23 protein-coding genes and 1 tRNA gene are annotated in these 19,986 nt (G+C 57.0%); 3 read left to right on the top strand and 21 right to left on the bottom strand.

Annotated features, from left to right (window positions below):
• Window positions 1-342: 342 nt before the first annotated feature.
• Window positions 343-1,509 carry a lactonase family protein gene (locus tag SH664x_RS18705; protein WP_437203458.1) on the bottom strand — a complete coding sequence of 389 codons (1,167 nt, stop codon included), beginning with the start codon at window positions 1,507-1,509 and terminating at the stop codon, window positions 343-345.
• Window positions 1,510-1,940: 431 nt separating this feature from the next.
• On the opposite strand from SH664x_RS18705, the gene SH664x_RS18710 reads away from it, so the two are divergent.
• On the top strand, window positions 1,941-3,167 hold the full coding sequence (locus tag SH664x_RS18710; protein WP_437203460.1) for a DUF6807 family protein: 1,227 nt from the start codon (window positions 1,941-1,943) through the stop codon (window positions 3,165-3,167).
• Window positions 3,168-3,665: 498 nt separating this feature from the next.
• Here the strand turns inward: SH664x_RS18710 and SH664x_RS18715 are convergent, their stop codons facing one another.
• Window positions 3,666-4,502, bottom strand: a complete 837-nt coding sequence (locus SH664x_RS18715; protein ID WP_437203462.1) for an HNH endonuclease — start codon at window positions 4,500-4,502, stop codon at window positions 3,666-3,668.
• 570 nt (window positions 4,503-5,072) lie between these two features.
• Between SH664x_RS18715 and SH664x_RS18720 the strand changes: the two genes are divergently transcribed.
• A complete protein-coding gene (locus SH664x_RS18720; protein ID WP_437203464.1) occupies window positions 5,073-5,600 on the top strand; it encodes a helix-turn-helix domain-containing protein in 528 nt (175 codons plus the stop codon).
• Between the two features lie 860 nt (window positions 5,601-6,460).
• On the opposite strand, the gene SH664x_RS18725 is transcribed toward SH664x_RS18720, so the two are convergent.
• From SH664x_RS18725 to SH664x_RS18810, 18 genes are all read right to left on the bottom strand, one after another.
• Window positions 6,461-6,763 (bottom strand): hypothetical protein, encoded by a 303-nt coding sequence (locus tag SH664x_RS18725; protein ID WP_437203466.1) that lies wholly within the window; start codon window positions 6,761-6,763, stop codon window positions 6,461-6,463.
• 1,040 nt (window positions 6,764-7,803) lie between these two features.
• Entirely contained in the window at window positions 7,804-8,202 is a 399-nt protein-coding gene (locus SH664x_RS18730) for a helix-turn-helix domain-containing protein (RefSeq protein WP_437203467.1), read from the bottom strand.
• Window positions 8,203-8,226: 24 nt separating this feature from the next.
• Window positions 8,227-8,640: a type II toxin-antitoxin system RelE/ParE family toxin gene (locus SH664x_RS18735; RefSeq protein WP_437203469.1), complete on the bottom strand. Its 414-nt coding sequence runs from the start codon at window positions 8,638-8,640 to the stop codon at window positions 8,227-8,229.
• Window positions 8,641-9,000: 360 nt separating this feature from the next.
• Window positions 9,001-9,198 (bottom strand): hypothetical protein, encoded by a 198-nt coding sequence (locus SH664x_RS18740; protein ID WP_437203471.1) that lies wholly within the window; start codon window positions 9,196-9,198, stop codon window positions 9,001-9,003.
• Window positions 9,199-9,240: 42 nt separating this feature from the next.
• Window positions 9,241-10,416: a hypothetical protein gene (locus tag SH664x_RS18745; RefSeq protein ID WP_437203472.1), complete on the bottom strand. Its 1,176-nt coding sequence runs from the start codon at window positions 10,414-10,416 to the stop codon at window positions 9,241-9,243.
• Between the two features lie 101 nt (window positions 10,417-10,517).
• A complete protein-coding gene (locus SH664x_RS18750) occupies window positions 10,518-11,342 on the bottom strand; it encodes a hypothetical protein (RefSeq protein ID WP_437203474.1) in 825 nt (274 codons plus the stop codon).
• The gene (locus SH664x_RS18755; RefSeq protein WP_437203476.1) at window positions 11,317-11,475 is read right to left on the bottom strand and encodes a hypothetical protein; all 159 of its coding nucleotides are present in this window, start codon (window positions 11,473-11,475) and stop codon (window positions 11,317-11,319) included. Before SH664x_RS18755 ends, SH664x_RS18750 begins: the two co-directional genes overlap by 26 nt.
• A 21-nt stretch (window positions 11,476-11,496) precedes the next feature.
• Complete coding sequence (locus tag SH664x_RS18760; RefSeq protein ID WP_437203478.1) at window positions 11,497-12,402, bottom strand: S49 family peptidase; 906 nt, start codon at window positions 12,400-12,402, stop codon at window positions 11,497-11,499.
• A complete protein-coding gene (locus SH664x_RS18765) occupies window positions 12,374-12,688 on the bottom strand; it encodes a hypothetical protein (RefSeq protein WP_437203480.1) in 315 nt (104 codons plus the stop codon). Before SH664x_RS18765 ends, SH664x_RS18760 begins: the two co-directional genes overlap by 29 nt.
• Window positions 12,681-12,878 (bottom strand): helix-turn-helix domain-containing protein, encoded by a 198-nt coding sequence (locus tag SH664x_RS18770; protein ID WP_437203481.1) that lies wholly within the window; start codon window positions 12,876-12,878, stop codon window positions 12,681-12,683. The genes SH664x_RS18765 and SH664x_RS18770 overlap by 8 nt, the downstream gene beginning before the upstream one ends.
• Window positions 12,879-13,051: 173 nt before the next feature.
• Window positions 13,052-13,516 (bottom strand): hypothetical protein, encoded by a 465-nt coding sequence (locus tag SH664x_RS18775; protein WP_437203483.1) that lies wholly within the window; start codon window positions 13,514-13,516, stop codon window positions 13,052-13,054.
• Entirely contained in the window at window positions 13,513-13,845 is a 333-nt protein-coding gene (locus tag SH664x_RS18780) for a hypothetical protein (protein ID WP_437203485.1), read from the bottom strand. The genes SH664x_RS18775 and SH664x_RS18780 overlap by 4 nt, the downstream gene beginning before the upstream one ends.
• A 518-nt stretch (window positions 13,846-14,363) precedes the next feature.
• Window positions 14,364-15,401 (bottom strand): AAA family ATPase, encoded by a 1,038-nt coding sequence (locus SH664x_RS18785; RefSeq protein WP_437203487.1) that lies wholly within the window; start codon window positions 15,399-15,401, stop codon window positions 14,364-14,366.
• Entirely contained in the window at window positions 15,398-15,820 is a 423-nt protein-coding gene (locus SH664x_RS18790) for a hypothetical protein (RefSeq protein WP_437203489.1), read from the bottom strand. The genes SH664x_RS18785 and SH664x_RS18790 overlap by 4 nt, the downstream gene beginning before the upstream one ends.
• A complete protein-coding gene (locus SH664x_RS18795) occupies window positions 15,817-16,101 on the bottom strand; it encodes a DUF1580 domain-containing protein (protein ID WP_437203491.1) in 285 nt (94 codons plus the stop codon). Before SH664x_RS18795 ends, SH664x_RS18790 begins: the two co-directional genes overlap by 4 nt.
• A 93-nt stretch (window positions 16,102-16,194) precedes the next feature.
• Window positions 16,195-17,013, bottom strand: a complete 819-nt coding sequence (locus SH664x_RS18800) for a hypothetical protein (protein ID WP_437203493.1) — start codon at window positions 17,011-17,013, stop codon at window positions 16,195-16,197.
• Window positions 17,014-17,116: 103 nt separating this feature from the next.
• Window positions 17,117-18,235 carry a tyrosine-type recombinase/integrase gene (locus tag SH664x_RS18805; RefSeq protein WP_437203495.1) on the bottom strand — a complete coding sequence of 373 codons (1,119 nt, stop codon included), beginning with the start codon at window positions 18,233-18,235 and terminating at the stop codon, window positions 17,117-17,119.
• A gap of 102 nt (window positions 18,236-18,337) precedes the next feature.
• Window positions 18,338-18,408, bottom strand: a tRNA-Gln gene (locus SH664x_RS18810).
• Between the two features lie 330 nt (window positions 18,409-18,738).
• On the opposite strand from SH664x_RS18810, the gene SH664x_RS18815 reads away from it, so the two are divergent.
• On the top strand, window positions 18,739-18,966 hold the full coding sequence (locus tag SH664x_RS18815; RefSeq protein WP_437203497.1) for a transposase: 228 nt from the start codon (window positions 18,739-18,741) through the stop codon (window positions 18,964-18,966).
• Between the two features lie 126 nt (window positions 18,967-19,092).
• Here SH664x_RS18815 and SH664x_RS18820 read toward each other — a convergent pair whose 3' ends face one another.
• Complete coding sequence (locus SH664x_RS18820; protein ID WP_437203499.1) at window positions 19,093-19,563, bottom strand: hypothetical protein; 471 nt, start codon at window positions 19,561-19,563, stop codon at window positions 19,093-19,095.
• Between the last annotated feature and the right edge of the window lie 423 nt (window positions 19,564-19,986).

Here is a 19,986-nt window from a genome sequence, read left to right on the forward strand (position 1 = left end):
CACTCAGCCGCATCATCAGCCACTTTGGAACTTCGACACCGAAATCACCCGGAGGGAGATCGGCCGGGTCGAGTTCTGGTGGAGTGAACGCCGCCCCGGGATGTTGTCCGCTGGCTTTCTGCATCTCCCGGGCCAACTCCTTGCGGACCTGTGAGCGAAAAACCAGCCCTGCGAGAATCATGATCCCCGAGAGAAACAGCGTCTGCAAATGGATATTCAATTCGGGTCTCGACGGCAGAGACCGCGGCCCACAGGGAGCCCCTTCCCATTCCCCCCGTCCGAAGGCAGGCAACTCCCCCGGAGGACTTCCTTCAACTCGTGATTCGCAACGCCGTCTCGACGTTACTCCTGCACCAGAATGAGGCAAGGCGGCTTCGGGAATGACACGGGTGATCCGTGCAGCGCCAGCTCGCCAGTTTCGGGATCAATCTGAAAGACGGAAACGGAATTTCCCGGCATGTTGGCACACAGCAGCCATTTGCCATTCGGGCTGATCCCCAGATTCTGCGGCCCCTCACCCTGACTGGGAACAATGGAGACCAACTGCAACGTGGCATCCGGCAGGATACGAAAGGCAGCAATGCTGTCGTGTCCCCGATTCGTCGCATACAGAAACCGGCCGTCGGGAGTGATCCGCAGGTCCGCACACAGACTCTTACCTGAAAAGCCTTCCGGCAGCGTGGAGAGAGTCTGGACTTCACTCATCCGCCCCGATTCCGAATCGTAATCAAACAGAGTGATCGACCCTGCCAGTTCGTTGATGACGATGAGATGTTCTCCGTCCGGGTGAAACCTCAAATGCCGGGGGCCCGCTCCCGGAAATGTCCTGGTGATCTGCGGACGGGTGGAGAGCAGTTTGCCTGTCCGGGCCTCCAGCGGATATCCAATGATCTGGTCGAGCCCCAGATCAGCCACGAACGCAAAGCGATTGTCCGGGCTGCGAACAATGCAATGCGGATGCGGCTTCGCCTGCCTGACCGGATCTGTCCCCGAGCCAGTGTGCGTCAACAGCGAGGCGATCGGCTCGAGTGAACCGTCTTCGCGAATCGGCAGCGAGGCGACCGTTGCCGACGCATAGTTGGCCAGCAACAGCACTCCCCCCGTTGCGTCCACTTCCAGAAAGCAACTTGCGGTTCCTCCCGTACTCTGCTGATTGAGGAGCGTGAGCGCTCCTGTCTGCGGATCGCGACGATACGCGGCAACAAACTCCGGGGTGGAGCCACCAAACTTCCCGGGGGCATGAGTCGCATACAGAAACCGTCCATCGGGCGAGACCGCCATGTAAAACACATGCTCGATCCCGGTTGTCCTGCCGACCCCCTGAATCGCTCCTGTCTCTTCATCGAAGCGACAGTGTTCAATGCCCCCTGCTTCTCCGGGAGCGAACGTGGCGACAATCAACGTCGCATCCCCTGCGTAAAGTGGTGAATCCCCAATCAGCCCCATCAGCAGCGATCCCATGATGAATGGCCACCGGCCCACGAAATTGAACGCTTCCAAAAGACTCACGGATTATCGTCCTGTTTTTATTGCGCCGCTGTGGCAGGCCTGAAGCAGGTGCCTCATGCCTGTCGTTGTCGCCGACATCACTCGACAGATACACCGCTGCGGGCTGTTTGAAAATGACGGGGCGATCACATCGCTGCAGAATCGACGCGACTACCGAATGTCAAGAATCCTGCAGCGGCGCTCGTTGTGCAAGCCAACGCAGGGACCGCTGACGAGCAGAGTAGTCAACCGATCAAATTGAAAGGACTCGAAAACGACTCGCAGCGACATCTGGCGTTTCTGGCGGAGGTAAAGCAGACATGAGCTCAGCTGGTCTCTGCCCCTTCCTCCCGCCTTGCCGACAGCGGGGCGAATTCCCTTGGTCTGCTTCATCACGTAAGATCTTCGACAGAAGAGACTCGGCAATCACAGTTCCGGGCAACAGGGTCATCATGAACAACAAGTCAGATTGCTGTGCGGGAGATGCCTTGAGAGTTCCTCCCTTTCTCCGCTGGGGAATGCGCTGGCTGACGGTGTGGGCACTCGCAGCCGCTCCTGCGATCGCCACCGCTGAGCCGGTCAACCTGATTCCGGCGGACCACTCCCTCAAGGTGATGATCGGTGATGATGTCTTCACGGTCTACCGGTATGCGGAAGAACAGCCGAAACCCTTTTTCCTCCCGGTGACCGGGCCAGGAGGCTATGAACTCCTCAAGCAAGCAGTGGCCGACGCCGCATCCGATCCCTGGGCGAGACAGGTGATCGTGGCGACGAACTCGGGCTCCCTGGTGAGTGCCGACGGGCAACGCCGTCCGGTCGCTTATCCAGAAGTTCTCACGATCGCACGAGTGGACGGAAATCAACTCTGGCTGCAGGACAAACAACTGTGGATTGCGCGTGAAGAGGTCGCGCCTCTGGCAGCGGTTGTGACCCGGTTGATCAATCCCCATCCTCCCGAGAAACGCAAAGTTCTCGACCCGGATTATTACGATCACCCACACCATCGTGGAATCTGGTGTGCCGTCGACGAAGTCAACGGCATCAAATTCTGGAAAGAGGATGGAAAGATCGTCAATCGAGGGGTCACGATTCTGAAGTCGGGTGACCAGACCGCCGAGTTCGAAGCGGTGAACCACTGGCTCGGCAGTGACGGAACGCCGGTGCTTGTGGAAACCGCACATGTCACGGTAAGCGACGACCGCCTGCTGACTTATCACACGAAGCTGACCGCTCACCAGTCGCAAGTGACATTTGAAAACACCAAGGAAGGGATGTTTGCCATTCGCCTGCCGAATACGATGCGTGAAGTTCAGAGCAAGGGACTGGTCGATAATGCTGATGGGCTGCAGGGGACCAATGCGATCTGGGGCCGGAGATCCCCCTGGGTGACCTATCGCGGGCCGGTGGCCGGTCACGATTTCGCTGTGACACTGCTGGACCCGGCAACCAATCCGTGGCCATCGCGGCACCACGTCCGCAATTTCGGGGTCTTCGCTATGAATCCCTTCGGCTCCAGCTCGTACGCCTCTCCGGGGAACCCCGTCGCCGCCGAACCTGCTAAGGTTCTGCAGCCGGGCGAAAGCTTTGAGTTCCGCTACGGAGTGTGGGTTCATCAACCGAACGACTCGCCGGAGCAGACGAAAGCGATTCTGGAGCGCGTTACCCAGTCGGCACCATGAGCCCCCACGGACCCGGGCACCGACCTGAGCCCCTGAGCCACCGACCACCTCTCGGCCGCCGGTCCGGTCGCACGCTGCCCCACCGCCAGAGAGCACCGAGGGAGCACAGCCCTGAATAACGCAAAAAACCGCTTCCCAAGAGTCGACGCAAGTCGTTACTTGGAAGCGGCTTATTTCATTGCCCGACTAGGATTCGAACCTAGACTAAAAGAATCAGAATCTTTCGCCGGAAACCCCTACAACGTCCGTTCTACCGCATGATTCATGCAGTCTACGCGATTCGGATCTGAATTCAATCCTTTTCACTACCACTCTATGTCGACCGCATGTTTTCTGCGGATTTTTGGTAGGTCCCGGTAGCAAAAGGGTAGGTTGTGGTAGTCAGATTTTCGCGCAGATAACTTATCTTTTGATCTAGCTTACAGCGCAACAAAAACCCCCAGTCCGTCGCCAACCGGACCGGGGGGAACCTGCCTGCCGTGACATCAGGCAGTGACACTATGCGGCTGCCTCTTCTGTTTCATGCATGGCCGACAGATCCAGCGGGAACTGCTGCAGTGCTGCCAGGAACTCCCGGAGCATGTTCCAGCACTTCACGGGATCGCGTTCATTCAGGAACGTGAACTTGATGCCGTCTGCGTGGGGGAGTCGCTGTTCACCGTTGTTGATTCCGAACTCCACTTGCGGCTCAAATTCGCAGAACTCAACGGGGCGCTTCAGCCGCTCTGCATCCATGATCCAAAGCCGTTTGCCGTTCGAGTGCAATGAATAACCGCGATTCTCCAGCGACAGGGTGACCGCCTCACGCTCTTTCACCGTGAGGGCCGCAAACTCTGTCGCACTGATCCAACCCCCGGGGGTCTGGTCACACATCCGCTGCAGCCGCTCAGCGTGCTTGGCATCGGGGCCGACGCTGGAATCACAGGTCGCTTCCAGAACGCACTGGCGAGCTTCCTGTGTCGTCTGCGGTGATTCTGATGGAATCTGCCCTTTGTCCAGGTTGCGGACCTGCTCAGCCATCGCCAGTAGCTTGGCGTGCCATTCGTGGGCGGACAGGCCATTCCGCATCTGGGTGCAGCTCTCGCACATCAGAGCCAAGTTGTCCGCCGTATCGTCTCCTCCCCTGCTGCGGGGGACGATGCGGACCAGATTCAGTTTCTTCTGATGCTCGCCGCAGACGGAACAACAGGTCTGCCCGTCGTTGTGGCGCCGCGATTCCAGTTTGAGGGCCGCTTTCACACCCGCCCGGAATGCAGCACGCGCCACCCGGATATGGTCGGCATCGGTGAAAGGAGCATCGGAAACATCGTGGACTTGCTCAACGGCTGAAATCATGGAATACTCTCCGTAGCTGGCCTGCCGTTGCCTCAGAAACATCCGGCAGGCTTGGTGATGAACGAGCCGATGGGAACCATTCCTGTCGGCTTTCTTTTTGCGCTGTGCCTTGTGAATCAGCACGCTGCCCGGAGGTGGCTGTCCTCTTCAGCCCAAAGAAAAACCCGCTGGCCGGATGGTGCGAGCATCACAGCAGCGGGTCAGATCCAGGCAATGCCCGGGTGTTCGAATTTCTCCGGCAACCATTCCTCGCACGGATGACTGCCGTACCAAGGTGGTACCATGTTGGTTCCATCTTGTCAACAGACTGTCACCACTGTCAAAATTCCTCCCATCATGAGCGGAATTAAGCCAGAACAGTTCAAAGGCACATGCACCATCGAGCAGAAGAGGCTCTGGGAACGAGCCGCGCAAAAATCGCAGCGTTCTCTGGCAGACTGGATGAGGCTTAGGCTGACGGAGGCCGCAGAGAGCGAGCTGGAAGACGGTCAGGGGAAAACGAAGCGAAAGTAGCCGAAAATACCTGCAGCTTGGACGGTTTCAGTGAGCCGCGTGGAGCAAGGATACAGCATGCTGCTGACTCTGAAACAAGTGGCCGAACATCTCCAGGTCAGCACCGCACACATCAAAAGGCTCGTTAAGGTCCGGGAATTGGAAGCCCTGGATATCAGCCTCGCGGGAACCGACAACGTCAAGCTCCGTATTCCGTCCGCTAGCCTGGAACGATTCATTGAGGCTCGGACGTTCAAACGCGTCCCTCGAGAACGTCAGCGGTCACGTATCAGAGAGCCAATTCCAGACTATTTCACTCCCTCGCCTCCTACGAAAACCGGAAGACGCCGGCTCTCAATCTATGACGCCTCTCAGATCCTCGGCGCCACGGAACTCGAAGTGGAGCAGATTATTCGCAATGGTCATCTCAAGATGATCAACGGGGGTGGCTCCGGTATGCGGATCTGCGAACGCGAGTTGGCAGCGTTTCTTGAACGTTGCCGTTCGCAAACGAGCAGTCCGTGGCTGAGTCGAGTTCTCAACGAAAAGACGAGGTGCGGCAATGTTTCTCACTCCGAAGCAAATTTCCAGACACCTTCAGTGTAGTGTCGCTCATGTCCACAGGTTGATCCGCCTCAAGCAACTGGCTGCGATTGACGTTGGAATCCCCGGAGCATCCAGAAAGACTCTTCGAGTCCACAAAGACAGCTTTGCATCGTTTCTCAAGGGAATTAGCTATTGGCCCTGGAAGAAGGGGCAGAGGTACCAGCCGCTGAAGCACGGGCAAACTGCTGACTACCTCACGCCGACAGATTCCCTCGACCTGCAGAACCGCAGGCGTTCGGTGTCACAAGCTGCTACGTTGATTGGACGAAAGCCGGAGCATGTCTCTCAGCTTATCGTCTATGGGCATCTTCGGGCAGTTGACGTTGGGAGTCATAGCACACACCGGAAATGGCGAATCAGCGATCGAGATCTCGTTGAGTTCATTATTCGGAATCGTGATAATCCAAAACGAGACTGGCATCGTCTGCTGATCATCCCCGAAGAATTGAGACAGCTGGAAAGTTCAGTCCGTGAGGAACTGGCCCGGAAAACGCTCCCGCAGTGCCCGAACGAAACTCCCTTCTACCTGCCGGACGGCTCGAAGAATCCAGCAGCGAGGCGGACTCCGCTTCGCGATCTCTCCGGGAACCGATAGTTTCGCACGAAAGATTCAGGGGTTAGATGCACACGGGCCGCGACCGGGTTGTCGCAGCTGAGGCAGAGGACCTAGAAACGAAACGGCTAGAGCATGTTCGGTATCGGCCCTGCGGAAGTGATCATCATTTTGGTCGTACTGCTCTTCTTGACGCTCTTCGGAGGTGGCATTGTATTCATTGCCTACCACGCGGCTCGAAAGGGAGCGAAAGACGCGATTGTCGAATCACTGCAAAGTCGCAACAAGCAGACGCACAAGTAGGACGTCACTTGATTCGAATGCAGTGGGTCTGCTGGCCGATGGGACGTTTCAGCGGTTCCACGGCCAGAATCACAGCCTGCCCTGCCAGCTGTGTTAGGGTTGCACCGTACTTCCTCCGCAACAAATCCGAATTCGCGGCATTGAGAACCAGGCGTTTACTCATCCCCTCGAAAGAGAGAGCTGCGACTGCATGACCACGGGAGTGCGTTCCATCCTTGACGATCTCCAGCTTGGCAATAGTGACTTGCAGTGGCGACAGGGGAACCAGATCAGCAATGCACAGCCAGGGCGAACTGGATGGTTCCATCCCCGGGTCCAGGTCAGGCGACCGACGCCCTTCCCCACCGGAACGTAGAACCTTGATAGATGTCTCAGCAGGCATCAGACCCAGACCTCCCCTTCAATACGAAGGAGAGGTGGCGACAGAATTGGCGACAGAAACGCCAGCAGGTCGCTCGAAACACTCGCAAAACCTAGGAAAAATGCGACTTCGGAATTTTTCCATCTGGCGAATCTGTCGGCAGTCAAGGAAAAGGGAGTTGCCGTCTCGGTCAGTTCGTCTCGCATGTGTGTGATCTCCTTATCACTACATGCGGGAACGGCCGTTTGAGGGGAGTTGAACACACCCTGAAATCCGTAACCTGAAGCGTGGTCACGGGAAGAGAATTTTGCGGTCTTAACAAATGTGTTCAGAAGTGTTCAGGCTGAACACATGCCGCCAGAAACGAAAACAGCCCGGAGAGTCCGAAGACTTCCGGGCCGTGGGCCATCGCGCAGGGCTCATCGCAATGGTGGCACCACCTTACGCTGAGCGCATGTTGTCATGCTTGGTCTTGCGTGTCGCTTATCGCCTTCCAGTCCTTTAGACTCGATGGCGTGAACAGCGGGAGAGTAAGCGGTGGTAGGCCCATTCTTAATGTCGTTGATTGCACAAACTCTCGAAAGTAAGGCCAAACATTCAAGAGAAGGAGACCCTTTGCAAATTCGTCGATCTCTTGAGGGTCAACCGGGAGTGAGTCTTTGAGTCGATATGCCACCCGAAAGAGTGCCTCAATCTCCACCACGTCCTTTTTAGCCGTCTCTGTTTCGACTGACAGATTTGCAAAGTAAATCAGCCAAGACTTCTCACCGTCGCTCGACCTTTCGACTTGACCTCGGCAGGAAACCTTTAGGTGGTGGTCACGAGGAGGCTCCACTGAATCCCCCTGACGCGGAATTCGCGAGGCCTGACAAGCGTCCATGCGAACCGAGGAAAGGTCCGCCCGCAAGTAGAGCACTGGCACGGGAATCGCCAGGTCTTTGACTCGCTGCGCAGGGGTCTTCTTGCGGCTCTTCTTCTTCATGTTCTCATCGGCCCACTGAAATGGTTGGTTCACGTAAATCGTCGACGACCCAGATGTCACACTCCTCTTCCGCAATGTCTGCGGGGGGGCTAAAGCTCATGGAGATCTCCCCGAAGCGCGGGGTATCAATTGGCTTTCGAGTGGGGTGGAATTCATATCCAAGGCACCCGAAGACATCGGAAATTGTCCGAATGGTCATGTTTGTTGTGCCATCTAGGAACTTAGAAATATAACCCTTCGATTTTCCAAGCCTCTTCGCTAAATCTGCGCGACTCAATCCCTGCTCATACATCATCTCGCAGATCAGTTCTGTTGTATCTAAGATGGACCGTTCCTGCTGCCACTCCCGCCGGCCTGTTTCGGTGGAGGTAAGCTCATCCCGCAACTGGGAGCGATAGGTCATGTGTTTTCACTCTCTTTCGTTTACCTACTTGTTGCGCTTCTCACGGCGGGACTCCGCTGACTCAAAGGCGACATGTTCATCAAAAATTAAATTTGCGTGATCTCGCTCTATTGGGAGTCTTTTGTCGCCAGGTTTCACTGTCCCATGCGTTAAAAGCCAACGATTGCCTTGGTGAACACAAAACAGCCTGTAGCCTGCCCCTTGGCGTTTCTTGAACTCCCATACTTGGTCGCCAATGTTTCGGAACTTTGTTTTGTCGAAGATTCGGCCGTGCTCCAAAAGCCTCTTGAACAGAGCGTCGAAGCCACCGCGAACTGAAGAGGGGAGGCCCGCCAGCCAGTCGCGAGCCTCTAACGTGCAGCAAGATCGAATGCAGTATTCCACCGTTCCAAACGGCCCTTTCGCTACAACTCTATCGACACGTTTGGGTGGCTTCATTGAGTTTACTTATAAGTCAACAGGTCGTCAATGAGCGAAATTCCTGACTTCGAAGGAGCAGCTCCGTTTTCGGCCGCTCCGGACGCTGATGCGGAAGGTTGACCGCAAGAAATCCAGTGAAATGTCACCGCAGAGTGAACTAACCACTCGGTTTGTGAGTTGGGATGCCTTGCTTTTCTTGTTGCCCTCAAGAGTTGCCCTCAGCCGCATTAGACCCGCCGCCCGACCGCGATTCAAGGGATTCGGGGCGGTGGGGTCCGGCCCAGCCCGATCGACAGGCCCGGTACAACCCACTCTATCGGCCCCCTGCTGCAGGTCCGGGGACGCTCTGGAGTCTGTTCCGGACAGATGGCCTACTGCTCACTCCCAGCTCTTGGACGGCTCCAGGGTCGCACAGTGCACCCGGCAGCGTCGTTCCGGATCGACCGCATGGGCAGCCCCCCTGCCACGCCTCAGCCGTTCGGTTTCCGTCCATTCCGCCTGAATCTCCAGGCAAGCCGCCCGGATCTCTTCGGGAGTCGGTTCGTAGGTGCCAGCCTCACTTGCTTCTGTTGGCATTGTGGCCCTCATAGCGTGTCCCCGCAGCATTGAGCGACCGTGTCAGGATGCAGGGGTCAGGTGGACCACATCCGGAAACAACTGGGCGGTGTCGACACCGACCAGGCAGTCAGTGAGGCCAGTCTGATATTTGATGAACTTCAGGGTCCCTCCCAAGTCCTTCTGCGATTCTCCGTTGACGTGCAAGTAGTATCGCGCTGAAGAACCGTCCCCGAGTTCAGCGGTCGCGCTGATATTCCAGCCGATCTCCAGAATTCCTCTTTTGGTGCCATCCAGAGTGGAACTGCACGGCCGGAAGCTGACAGAAAACCCGTAGTACCTACCGAAGGGTATACTGTCTATCGTGCCTGATTTTGTGAATCGCCAACCGTCTGATCTCGCTTTGAGAATGACGGCCTTCCCGACTTCGTTGGCGTTGAACCAGTCTCGAATCAAATTGCAGTGCAGGCCCGGACCGAACTCCTCTGGCATCTCCAGTTGTTCCTCGAGCCTGTACATCTCGGGCGCCTCGCCGGTGTAGACGAGTTCCCCAGTCTCGGAATCAATCGTCTCCTCGATGCAGGGGATGTCTTCGATGAGGGTCAAGTGATGGGGATTGACGCACACTGAGCATCCCTCGTTGAATGTCAGCCCCAGGTCGGGATCGACGCCTTCCCACGTATTCAGTTGAAACCCACACAGCGGTCTGACGAACCCGACGTTCTTCCAGATGGCCAAGGGGTTGTCCGGACCCGCTGGGATAGCAGCCACCTCTTCCAGCTCGTCCTCTTCCTCCAGGCGGTAGAGAATGAGGGTCACAGCGGCCAAGTCGCGCGGATCGCCCGTGGAAGTCAGCCGGAGCCGGTACTTCTGGTTGGGGATTGCAGGTTCCCCCTCGCCTTCACCAGATTCTGAATCCGGTTCCGGAAGCAACTGCGCCTCGATGTCGTCCCCTTCCCAGTAATCGGAGTCATCACCCTCGGGGTCGTAGGAGATTTCGTGCACCTTGTGGCGCGACCTGTTTCCGCCCAAGGGATAATTGAGTGTGAGGACATAGAGGGAGCACCATTCACGATCCTCGCGGAGGATGGCTCCAGCCCGGACACATTTTCCGCACTGGCAGTTTGCCTTCGATTTCGGGCTCAGAATCGCCCCCACAACATCGGTCCAGTCCCTGTCCTGTTGGGATTCTCGGTAGTCTCCATCTTGACGCCTGACTAGATCGTGCGGACTGGGCATGTTGCGTGATGCTTTTTGGTGAAGGGTTGAGAGGTTTCACCCGGGAAGGGTCGCGCTGTCCCTCCCCGGGATCAGCCGCCGGCAGGAGAGGGGCCAGCGGATCAGGGAACGTACCGGTTGAGCAATTCATCCACGTCGGCATCAATGGCAACCTCCGCTCGCTGCATTGCCCTCAGTTCGCGTTCCGCAGCTGCCTTCGCCTCCTGCAACTGGAAGACATAATCCGGTGTGACGTCACAGGTTCTCTCGCGATCCCTGTCCCAAACACTCGTCGCACCGCTTTCAATGCTCTTCAGAGCCTTGTCATACTCGGAGATTTTAAGTTTCACGCTCCCAACCGAAACGGCGCGTCGCTCTCGTTGTAATGTGGCCCGTACATCAGCCAAAATAGGCAGAAGGTGTCGCGGGTCCCGGAGTTCCCTGACGGCCTGATTCATCGTGGCCACTTTATTTTCGGCAGCCCGAACGCCGTCGTTGAGGCGATCCACCTCAAGCTGCAATTCGCTGATCTGCTTCTGCAGGCCCGGGAGTCGCTCCGCTGCCTTCTCCTTCAGGTCGTCGCAGTGAGCTTGTGCCGCTGCACGCTCTTCCGCCGTTCCAGCGATCTGCTGTTTCTCCAGAATGCCAACCATTTTTTCGACGTACTTGGCGCGGTCCAGGTTTCGCAACAGGCCTGCGGCGATCAGGGACCCCGAGTCCGCTGGTGAAAGCCCATCGCCTAGCGCCGCGCGCCTCAGGATCTCGTCCGCGCGATCCGCAATCGCATACACGCTGACGTGCTGCTGCGACGCAACGGGGAGGCTCTGCAGGTCCTCTGACGGTTTGGTTTTTGTTGCTGCTGCCATCGAAGTCTCTCCATTAGAAAAAGTGTGTTCCCTGTTCGATATGAACGGGGACTGTTCAGTCCTTGGGGTTGGCGTCGGCAAGCATCTGCTGCCGCAGACCCGGGTGTTCCCGCTCGACGGCTCGGACCGCCTGCTCAAATGATGCACCGGCTTCCCGCTTCTCACGAATGAGGCGTTGCCATTGAAGTTGCGACTCAGGCACTGCGTGGGACATGGGTAAACTCCTTTTGTGGGGTTAAATGCTGCGATATTTGGATCGGGCTTCACTCCGCCGTTTCCGCTCCGCCGCTTCGGCTTCCTCGCGCTGGGCACTGGCCAGTCGGTCGAGATGCCGCTGGCGTTCTGCACCCGGCGTATATGGTGTCAGGTCAAAGGTGCGAATCCCGTCGACCAGGCCAACGTCCACCGCCTGCTGGCCGATGAACAGTTCCGCGTTGGAGACTCGTTTCAGTTGCTCCGCCGACAGTTTCCGACCATCACGGATGGCCTGCAGAAACAGGCTGTTCTGCGTGTTAACAAGTTGCTGGAGATGGGCGATTTCTTCATCGGCGACAGGGACACCATCAACGCCGATGCCTTTGAAATTCCCGGTTCGGATGCGGTGCACCTTCACGCCATTCGCTTCGTAGACGCCCGAGGTGTCCTCGACGACAAGAAGCGTTCCGATGCTTCCAATCGTGGCCGTGCGATTGCAAAAAACGTGAGTGGCTTGTGAAGCGATCCAGTAAGCGGCACTGGCTGCCATGTCTTCAACAAAGGCGATAACCGGTTTCGTTTCGGCAGCCCGGCGAATGTCATCCGCAAGGTCTGCCGTGCCGCTGACGGTTCCACCGGGAGAGTCGATAACGATTAAAATGGTTTCGATCGTGCTGCTTTTGGTGGCAGCCTGAACCTGTTGGCGGATCTGCCGGGTGGCAGTCCCTCGGAATAGCCAGGTGATCCAGCTGGGGTCCTTTTGGAGCGGCCCCCGAATCTCGATGACAGCGACGGACGGACCTGCTGAGGTGATCGGGACCCGCTTCCCTTCTGATTTCACCTGTGCGGCGCGGCTGGAGGGCATTTCTGCCGCGCGAGCGATCGATTCAAGAGCCCCGGGCAAAATCGCCCAGGTTTCACTTCTCAGTAACGGCGTCGGCTGCATTCTCAATCCCTACGTAGTAGTACATGTCGCCTTGTTCAAGTGCATAGGCGGTTGTGAAGCTCAGGTTGTTGAACACATGTTTCCTGCCCTGCTGATCAAAAACGATGAGCCTTCGCGGGAAGTAACAACCCATCAAGTTTTTGAACGTCAGCAACCGGACCGGGACTGCCCGATATTGTTTCGATAGGTTGTCGTAGAGATGGCCGAAGCCAAATTTGAATTCAGGATTTCCCAGGTCTTCGCGCAGGACCTCTTCAAGTTCCGCGAAGTCGACCGGTTCATACATCCTCCACCTCGCGGCTAGAAATCCGGTGGTCATCGATGTACCGCTGCAGGTCCTTCCGTTGATACAGGACCTTTCCGCGCATCTTCACGTAGCTGGGACCGACGCCGCGCTGCCGCCAACAGGCCAGCGTAATCGGGCTATGGTTTAGCATCCGGGCTGCATCCCGAGTGTCCAGAAAATCATTCTTCATACATCACCTCATGCTGTGATAAGCAATGACAGCACATTTTATGCATGTGCAAAACGCAAGCAATACGGATATGAACGTTTGTTATCATTTACTGCGTCCTATTGGACGCAAAGCACTTCAGCGCCGTGGTTACTGTTCTTCTTAGATGTTGGCGATTTTCTGCGAAACGGTACTTATTGCTCGCCTTGTTCCTCTTCAACGCCCATCAGACGGCATGAATCGTCGATGGCCTCGCGGAGGATGTCTGCGGCCTCAGTTCCGAACCGGCGTTCCAGGGTCTCACACGCACGGCGAAACAGTGCGGCGGACTTCGAAAGCATCGGATTCAGAACGTCCAGTTCAACCAGCCGCCCTTCCTGTCGGCGGAACTCCAGTTCGGCCAGCTTTGCACGCCAGCGTCGGTATTCCTCCAGAGCAGGTGAATCTTCGCCACCGTCGATCAGTTCAGGATCCTGACCAGACTGGCTGAGTCGCCGTTCCCACCGGGTCTCACGCCACTCGACGATGGCAGCGACGTTAAACCCCTCTGTTCCCTGTGGTGGCATTCCGGCGGCTTCCCATTTCCGGATCTGGGAGACTGGCCTGCCAAAGATTGCCGCGATCTCGTCACGGCTGGCTGCGAGGTGATCAGGGTTCATGGCGTTGGGTCTCCCGAAGACACTCCCTGCAGCGAAGCGCTCCGGCCGATGTGCTCGAGCTGATCGGCGATTTCCAGCAGGATCTCCCCGGTAGCCAGTTGGCTTCGGCCCGCGAGCTTTCGCAGGAATTCTGCGGAGCGTCTGCATTCGTGCCATTGGACACAGGGACCGATGAGATAGCCCCCTTTCCCCCGAATCAGCGGCATTCCGGCATCCCGCCAGCGCTGAATGGTCCTTTCGTTGACCCTGAACAGTTTGCCGATCTCTGGCAAGTTGCGAGCGATCATGTCGTGGCCAATTTCAGGCATCTTTGGTGGTTTCTGATCCATTTTTCCCCCTCCTGTTTCGCCTCGATACGACGACGGCGACACTGAAAATCAAACCCTTAGCGACAAAAAAATCCGCAGAGCCGAGCCCTGCGCGCCCTTTCAAGCCCCCGGAAGGACCCGCCGGGAATTCGCCCCCAACCCCCCTCCCCAGGGGCCCTAGGATCGCGTCTGTCGCGTTGCCCCTGCTGGACGTGGCTTGGGTCGTCCGGATTCATTCGTAGGCTGCAGCGAAGGGCTCGCAGCATTCGCGGTCGTCTGGTCTGGTTGGTTGGCTCTCCTTGTCTGGCAGTCGTGGCAGCTTGAATCGTTTCCTGCAGGCTTCACATACGGCAGTCGTGCTGTCGATCGGCGTGAAGAATTCGCAGTAGCATGATGGACAAGCAATTTCGTAGTGCATCTTCGCTCCTTCCATTGGTCCGCCTCGCAGACCAAAAAACAGTTGGTATGGTCGGTCCCTCTTTAGAGGACCGTACAGACCATCTTTTGGTCCGACTTGGTCCATTGGTACAGACCATCTCTCAGTCCTTCAGACCATCTCCCACGACGAACCATTCGACGTGATCTCCTTTTGGCGATGTGGTGGCCTCGATAATCCGCACCGCTCCGGTTGTCAGCATCACTGACAGCAGTCGATTCACCCGATCAGAGCCAATGCCGGTTTCCGTGCGGATCTGGCGACGGTTCCGCTTCCCGGCATTGAGCACCCTGATAATGGATTCGCAGCCTTCCCGGTCCCGCTTCTCCTGTCGCTCATCACCCATCCCTTTGGGTTTCTTCAGATCGAGGGGATTCAGGTGTTCCTGCGGCTGCCAGAGCGGGAAACACCACCGCAGCACCTGCGGTTCAATTGGCGGGAAGGACCGGACCGCCGCATCCAGGACGACGCAATCGTCCTCTTCGTGCTCCCGCAGGATCAGATGGCCGTCAGCGGCTCGGGATTGAGCACCGGCACCAGCTCCCACATCGGTGACGCGTTTCCCGCTCTGATCGCCTTTGGACGTGTGATGAATGAGAAACCATGCTGCTCCCGTGCTCTCTCCAAATTGGCAGGCCATGCAGTAGGCCTGTGACATGCTCGCGTTGTCGTTCTCGCCACCCGCCGCTGGCATGGCACGGTATAAGGCATCCAGAATGATCGCCGCGTATTTCCCGTGCGGAATGTCATCCACGAGCCTCGCGCTGAGTCCGGGAAGCTCCACGGTCTGGCCGCGCAGGGAAACCACCTCGATCAGATGCTCCACATCCTCGAACCTGACTCCCATTGCTTCTGCAACAGCACGGAGACGATGCCAGATCGTGGCCTTCATCAATTCGTAGTCGATGATCAGTACGCGGCCCCGTCTCACCCGTCGGCCCATCCACCGCTGACCGGTCACAATGCTGATGGCCAGGCAGTAACTGAACCACGTTTTGCCGATCTTGCTGCAACTCACAACGTTGACGATTTCACCCAGACGCGCCAGTCCTTCAATAACCGGCTCAGCCTCAGCCGGGTACAATTCCCGCAGCTCTGCAAGACTCTGCGGAACAAGTTTCTGTGATGCTTTGGGACTCATGCCACCTCCCGCAGCAGCATCTGCATTTCGTCCTGCAGCTCGATCATTTGTTGCTGCTTCTCGAAGAGGCTCCGGAGAATCGCGGCGTGGTGATCTCCGTGCACAGGCAGAGTGCAGACCGACAGACACCAGCGGATCTCGTCCCACGGATCGCCCGCCACGTCCCAGATACCTGTCCGGCTGACCGCATCAACCACGATTCCCGCGTTGGTGTGAACGGCCCGTCGGATCTCCCCGGGGTCTCCGTATCGCGGTACGGGATGCAGACGGCCGCGCTGGCCCAGAATGGAGCCAGTGACGAACAACGCCCGCCGACCCTCGTGGGTGATCCAGACCGGGTCAATCCACGTATCCCTACGCTGATAGCATGTCAGCGCGGTGATGTAGCGTTCTGCGTGCGGGGCGGACGACAGGGTCACAGCAGCCCCTCAGCGCGGAGTTGCTCGTCTGTGACATCTTCAGAATGCTCCCGTGCAGCAAACTGCGCGGCAGTCTGTCGGTTGATGAAGTCCGCGAAGGCTTCAGCAGTGCAGTGCCACGTCCCATTGACGTGAACAGCTTCTAGCTTGCCGCCGCGAATTCCCGTTTTGATCCAGCGCCACAGCGTGCTAGGCGCGACACGTTTGCCGATGATGCGTTTACAGATCGAATTGACAGGTTCCAGCTGAACCCCGTCGCGAACCGCTATAGCAGATACCATGAAAAATCCTCGCCACAGTTCCGAAATAAATGAACTGCAACGAAGATAGGACAAGAAACGGCGTGGGTAAGTCCCTTGACAGTCTAATGACTGTCAGAACGGCGGGAGACGATCAGGGCGATAATATCCGACACCGCGCTTGCCATTCTGGACGAGACCGCGGCTCCTCAGTTCACTCAATCCCCGGCTATAGATCTCAGTGCGATTCTTGAGTCCTAACCTTTCAGCAAGCATCACCCCGGTCATTGCCTTACCATCCAGGAGAGAGAGCATCTTTTCCTGCATTTTTGATGGAATGAATGGTTCAGGAGGCTGCATTTGTTCCCCAATCGCACCCAACACCATTAATCGCTCACGCTCAATCCGGACCGAATACCTCAACATTGTGCTGCCAAGCTGATCAAGTGCCTTTTCTTCGGCACTTAAAATGTCGGGCAATTCGCCAGTGATTTCTGTAATAACCATCCCATCGTCGTCCACCATAGAAAGGTGGTCTTTCCCGCTTTCGCTCGAATGAACCTTGCGGAAAAAATATCTGACTTGAGAAATCCAGATATCTGCCACCTCGCTTACCAGCCCATGCAATGTGCAAGCGTAGTATGCTTGCGGTCCTCCCGCCCAGCCGGGGTATTGCACAACAAATTCATACTCTTCCGAGGGTAATCCGCCGGCGTTGCATACGATGAACTGCTTAAGCGCAAGGCTTGATTTGTGCAGCCGTTGAAGCTCTTCAGTAAAAGAGTCGCACAGCTCGACCATCCACTCTGAGATCTTGTCATAATCCCAACTGATATCTTTTGAGTTGACCCAAGTGTCAACGTGGTCAACAAGATCCTGCAGAATACCTTGCAATCTTTCAGAGTATGCCGTGAACTTCCTCACGTCCCAGCCTTGGGGAAAATCAATTGCCATCGTTCCGGCCTCCTGAGCCGTCCTGAAGAGATGAGAACGCGGGAGGGCGGTCAGGAAAACCGCTGTTCGGTGATCAGCCTATCCCGCGTCCAGAAATCCTACATCAACCGATCTTGGCCACAACAGCCCGGGCTGCGTCCAGATCCCGCTCGGCGTAGATCTCACTGGTGACGGCTGACGAGTGCCCCAGTGTGACGCGGGCTGCCTCGATGCCAAATTCCCTCCGAGCCCGAGTTGCGAAGTTGTGCCGCAACTGGTTCGGAGTCCAGCGGGGAACGCCTGCCTTGTCGCAGGCCCGCTTGATGGCGCAGGAATATCCCTCGAGCGAGTACTGCCGTCTCGCATTGCGAACAGCCGTCCGGGAGCCCGTGCGGTATTCCTTCCCGACGAATTCCTGCCGTCCTTCGGAAGGATCGAAGAGGAAGGCTTGCAGGTTCGACTTCAGGAATGGCTTCAGGATGTACTGTGCTTGGCTGCCGATTAGAACGATTCGACGCTTGCCGTGATGGCGAGTTTTGTGATCGCCGGGGATGTACTCCCAGACTGATCCGCCCATGTTGATGTCGCAGGCTCGCATTCGCAGCACCTCGCCCGGCCTCATTCCGGTGAGCCTTTGCAGTGATACCATCGCCCAGACTGTGGTCGTGACGTGAGGCTTGATAGCATCGACCAGGGCATCAGGGACGGTCCCCACGGGCTCCGGCTCCAATGCCCGGGATCGTCCTGCCTTGAGGCCGTCCACGGTCCGCAGTTCCAGCCAGACCGATTGATCGACCATCTTTTCAGAGGCAGCCCATTTGAACATTCCCCGAATGCGGGACATGTGCTGATTGATCGACGTCCGGACAAACCTCTCGTCAATCAGCAGCTCCCGGACAGCCTTGAGTTTCAGCGAGTCAAAATCCCGGGCCAGCAGATTCCGGTATTTGCGGTTCAGCCTCTTCAGCGCAATGCGAATGGAACCCACTTCCCCTGTTTGCTCGCCGTTCTTGACGTAGTAGGTTTTGCACCGTTCCAGATACAGCTTTGTGAGAATGCCAATGGTGACATCCTGAACAGGCTTGCCACTCGAACGCTGCCATCTCGCCAGCAGTTCCGTATAGCGTTGATTCGATTCGGCGGACCCATAGACGCCCAGATAGTGGTCCTTCCCGTCGATCCGGACGCGAGCTTGTCCGGTCGCCCGATGCAGAGAATATTTCGGGAGCGTGCGCCGTGGCATGTGCAGTTCCTTTCACCAAACAGGGTAGTATGGTGGTAGTCAGGACGCTGCACTGCTTGAGGCAGGTTGACGCAAGTCGCGTCACAGCAAGAGTTTTTGAAGTTGCCCGACTAGGATTCGAACCTAGACTAAAAGAATCAGAATCTTTCGTGCTACCGTTACACCATCGGGCAGGTGTTCTCAAAAAGCCCAGTGCTTTTTCTTGTGGAATCGAGCTTCTCTCACTTCGAACGAGAATTCTCGGGAGGCTTGATCTGACCCATTTTTGGGGTCACTTTGGATCAAACACCCACTGGGCGGCGACTGTAGAACAAAACTGCTCTCAGACGCCCTCTGGGGGGTTGTAGTAGATTCTTTCGTGCTAGGCAACGGAAATTCCTTCGCATACGTGCCGACGAGTCCTCAGCGCCGACACAAGCGGACTCACGAGGAAGCTGACCTGCTTCGTGTTTTTCGGACAGTGGAGCCTCTTATTCTGGGCAGCTCGTGAGGGTTGCCAGGTGTTGAAAGCGAAGTCTGGGAAGTTCGTTTCCGAGGTGTCCGGAACGCGTTGTCAGTTCACGGAGGAGTTCAAGGAAGAGGCGGTGCGGATGCTGCTGGATGGCCACACGGCTATCTCGGTGTGTGAACGGCTGGGGCTGTCGAGTCCGAACCTGCTGTATCGCTGGCATCGGATCTTTGTCGGCCAGCCCCCGCCACTCGTCCCGCCCGCGACTCTTGGGCCAGACTGAGTCCTGAGCGCTCCAACATTTCCAGACAATCCCCCCCTGTCGCCGGCCTGGTGACTTCCCCTGTTCTGTCCGGGAGTGGAAGCATTTCCCACTCTCTGCTAGCCTCACAGGCAGGCATCTGACACGTCAGTTCCCGGCATTCCGGGACATTCGGGCTGCCTGTCTCTGGGCAGAGGGCAAATGCTCACCTTCCGAAAATTCCTGCGGGCAGCTCCGTATCTGCTGCTCTTCGGACTGTACCTCGCACACCTGCACGCCATTCTCAGGTATGCAGTTGATCTCCCGTTCTTCGACGAATGGGAAGCATTTCAGGAAGTGGGACTGACGGCCGAATTTCCCTTCCGCTGGCTCTGGCGCTGCCACAACGAGCACCGGATCTTGACGACCAAGCTGCTTACATGGATTCTTTATCGCCTGGATGACTGGAATATCGTCCATAACCTGGTCATCAATTATCTGCTCTACGGGGGACTGCTGCTCGTCATTCTCTGGCTGGGGAAGCGCCTCGCACCCGATCTCCCCCTGTGGGTAATGCCCTGCTTTCTCATCTTTCTCCTGTCCCCCGTCGCTTCGGAAAACCACAGTTGGGCGTTTCAATCCCAATTCCACTTCGTCCTGATCTTTACTCTCCTGTCCGTAATCTTTCTCTTTGATCCTCAGCAGCGGACCAGTCGCCTTGCTGCGGGAACCGTCAGTCTCCTCCTCGCCTGCTATTCGTTCTCCACCGGAGTACTTTCTGCGGTCGCCATTGGAATCGGCTACGCGTTCTTCAAATTCTGGAAGGCCCGGTCCCCGGAGTCGCCGATCTCAGCGATGTCACCGCTGACGAAATCCCTCCGTCAGGAGCGCTGGCAGGCCCTGATAGTTCTCGGCACCATCAGTGCGATGGTGGGCAGCTGGTTCTGGGAGCATCAGCAATTGCGGCTGCACTCCGCGGATCGGAGTGCCATCTTCCATGAAGTGGGTGGATTTTGGCTGGGGCTCCTCTCCTTCGGGTTTGGCTCCCGCAGCACGGATGTT

This window comes from Planctomicrobium aquicomposti (assembly GCF_051466325.1).
In the GTDB taxonomy this organism is placed as follows: domain Bacteria; phylum Planctomycetota; class Planctomycetia; order Planctomycetales; family Planctomycetaceae; genus Planctomicrobium.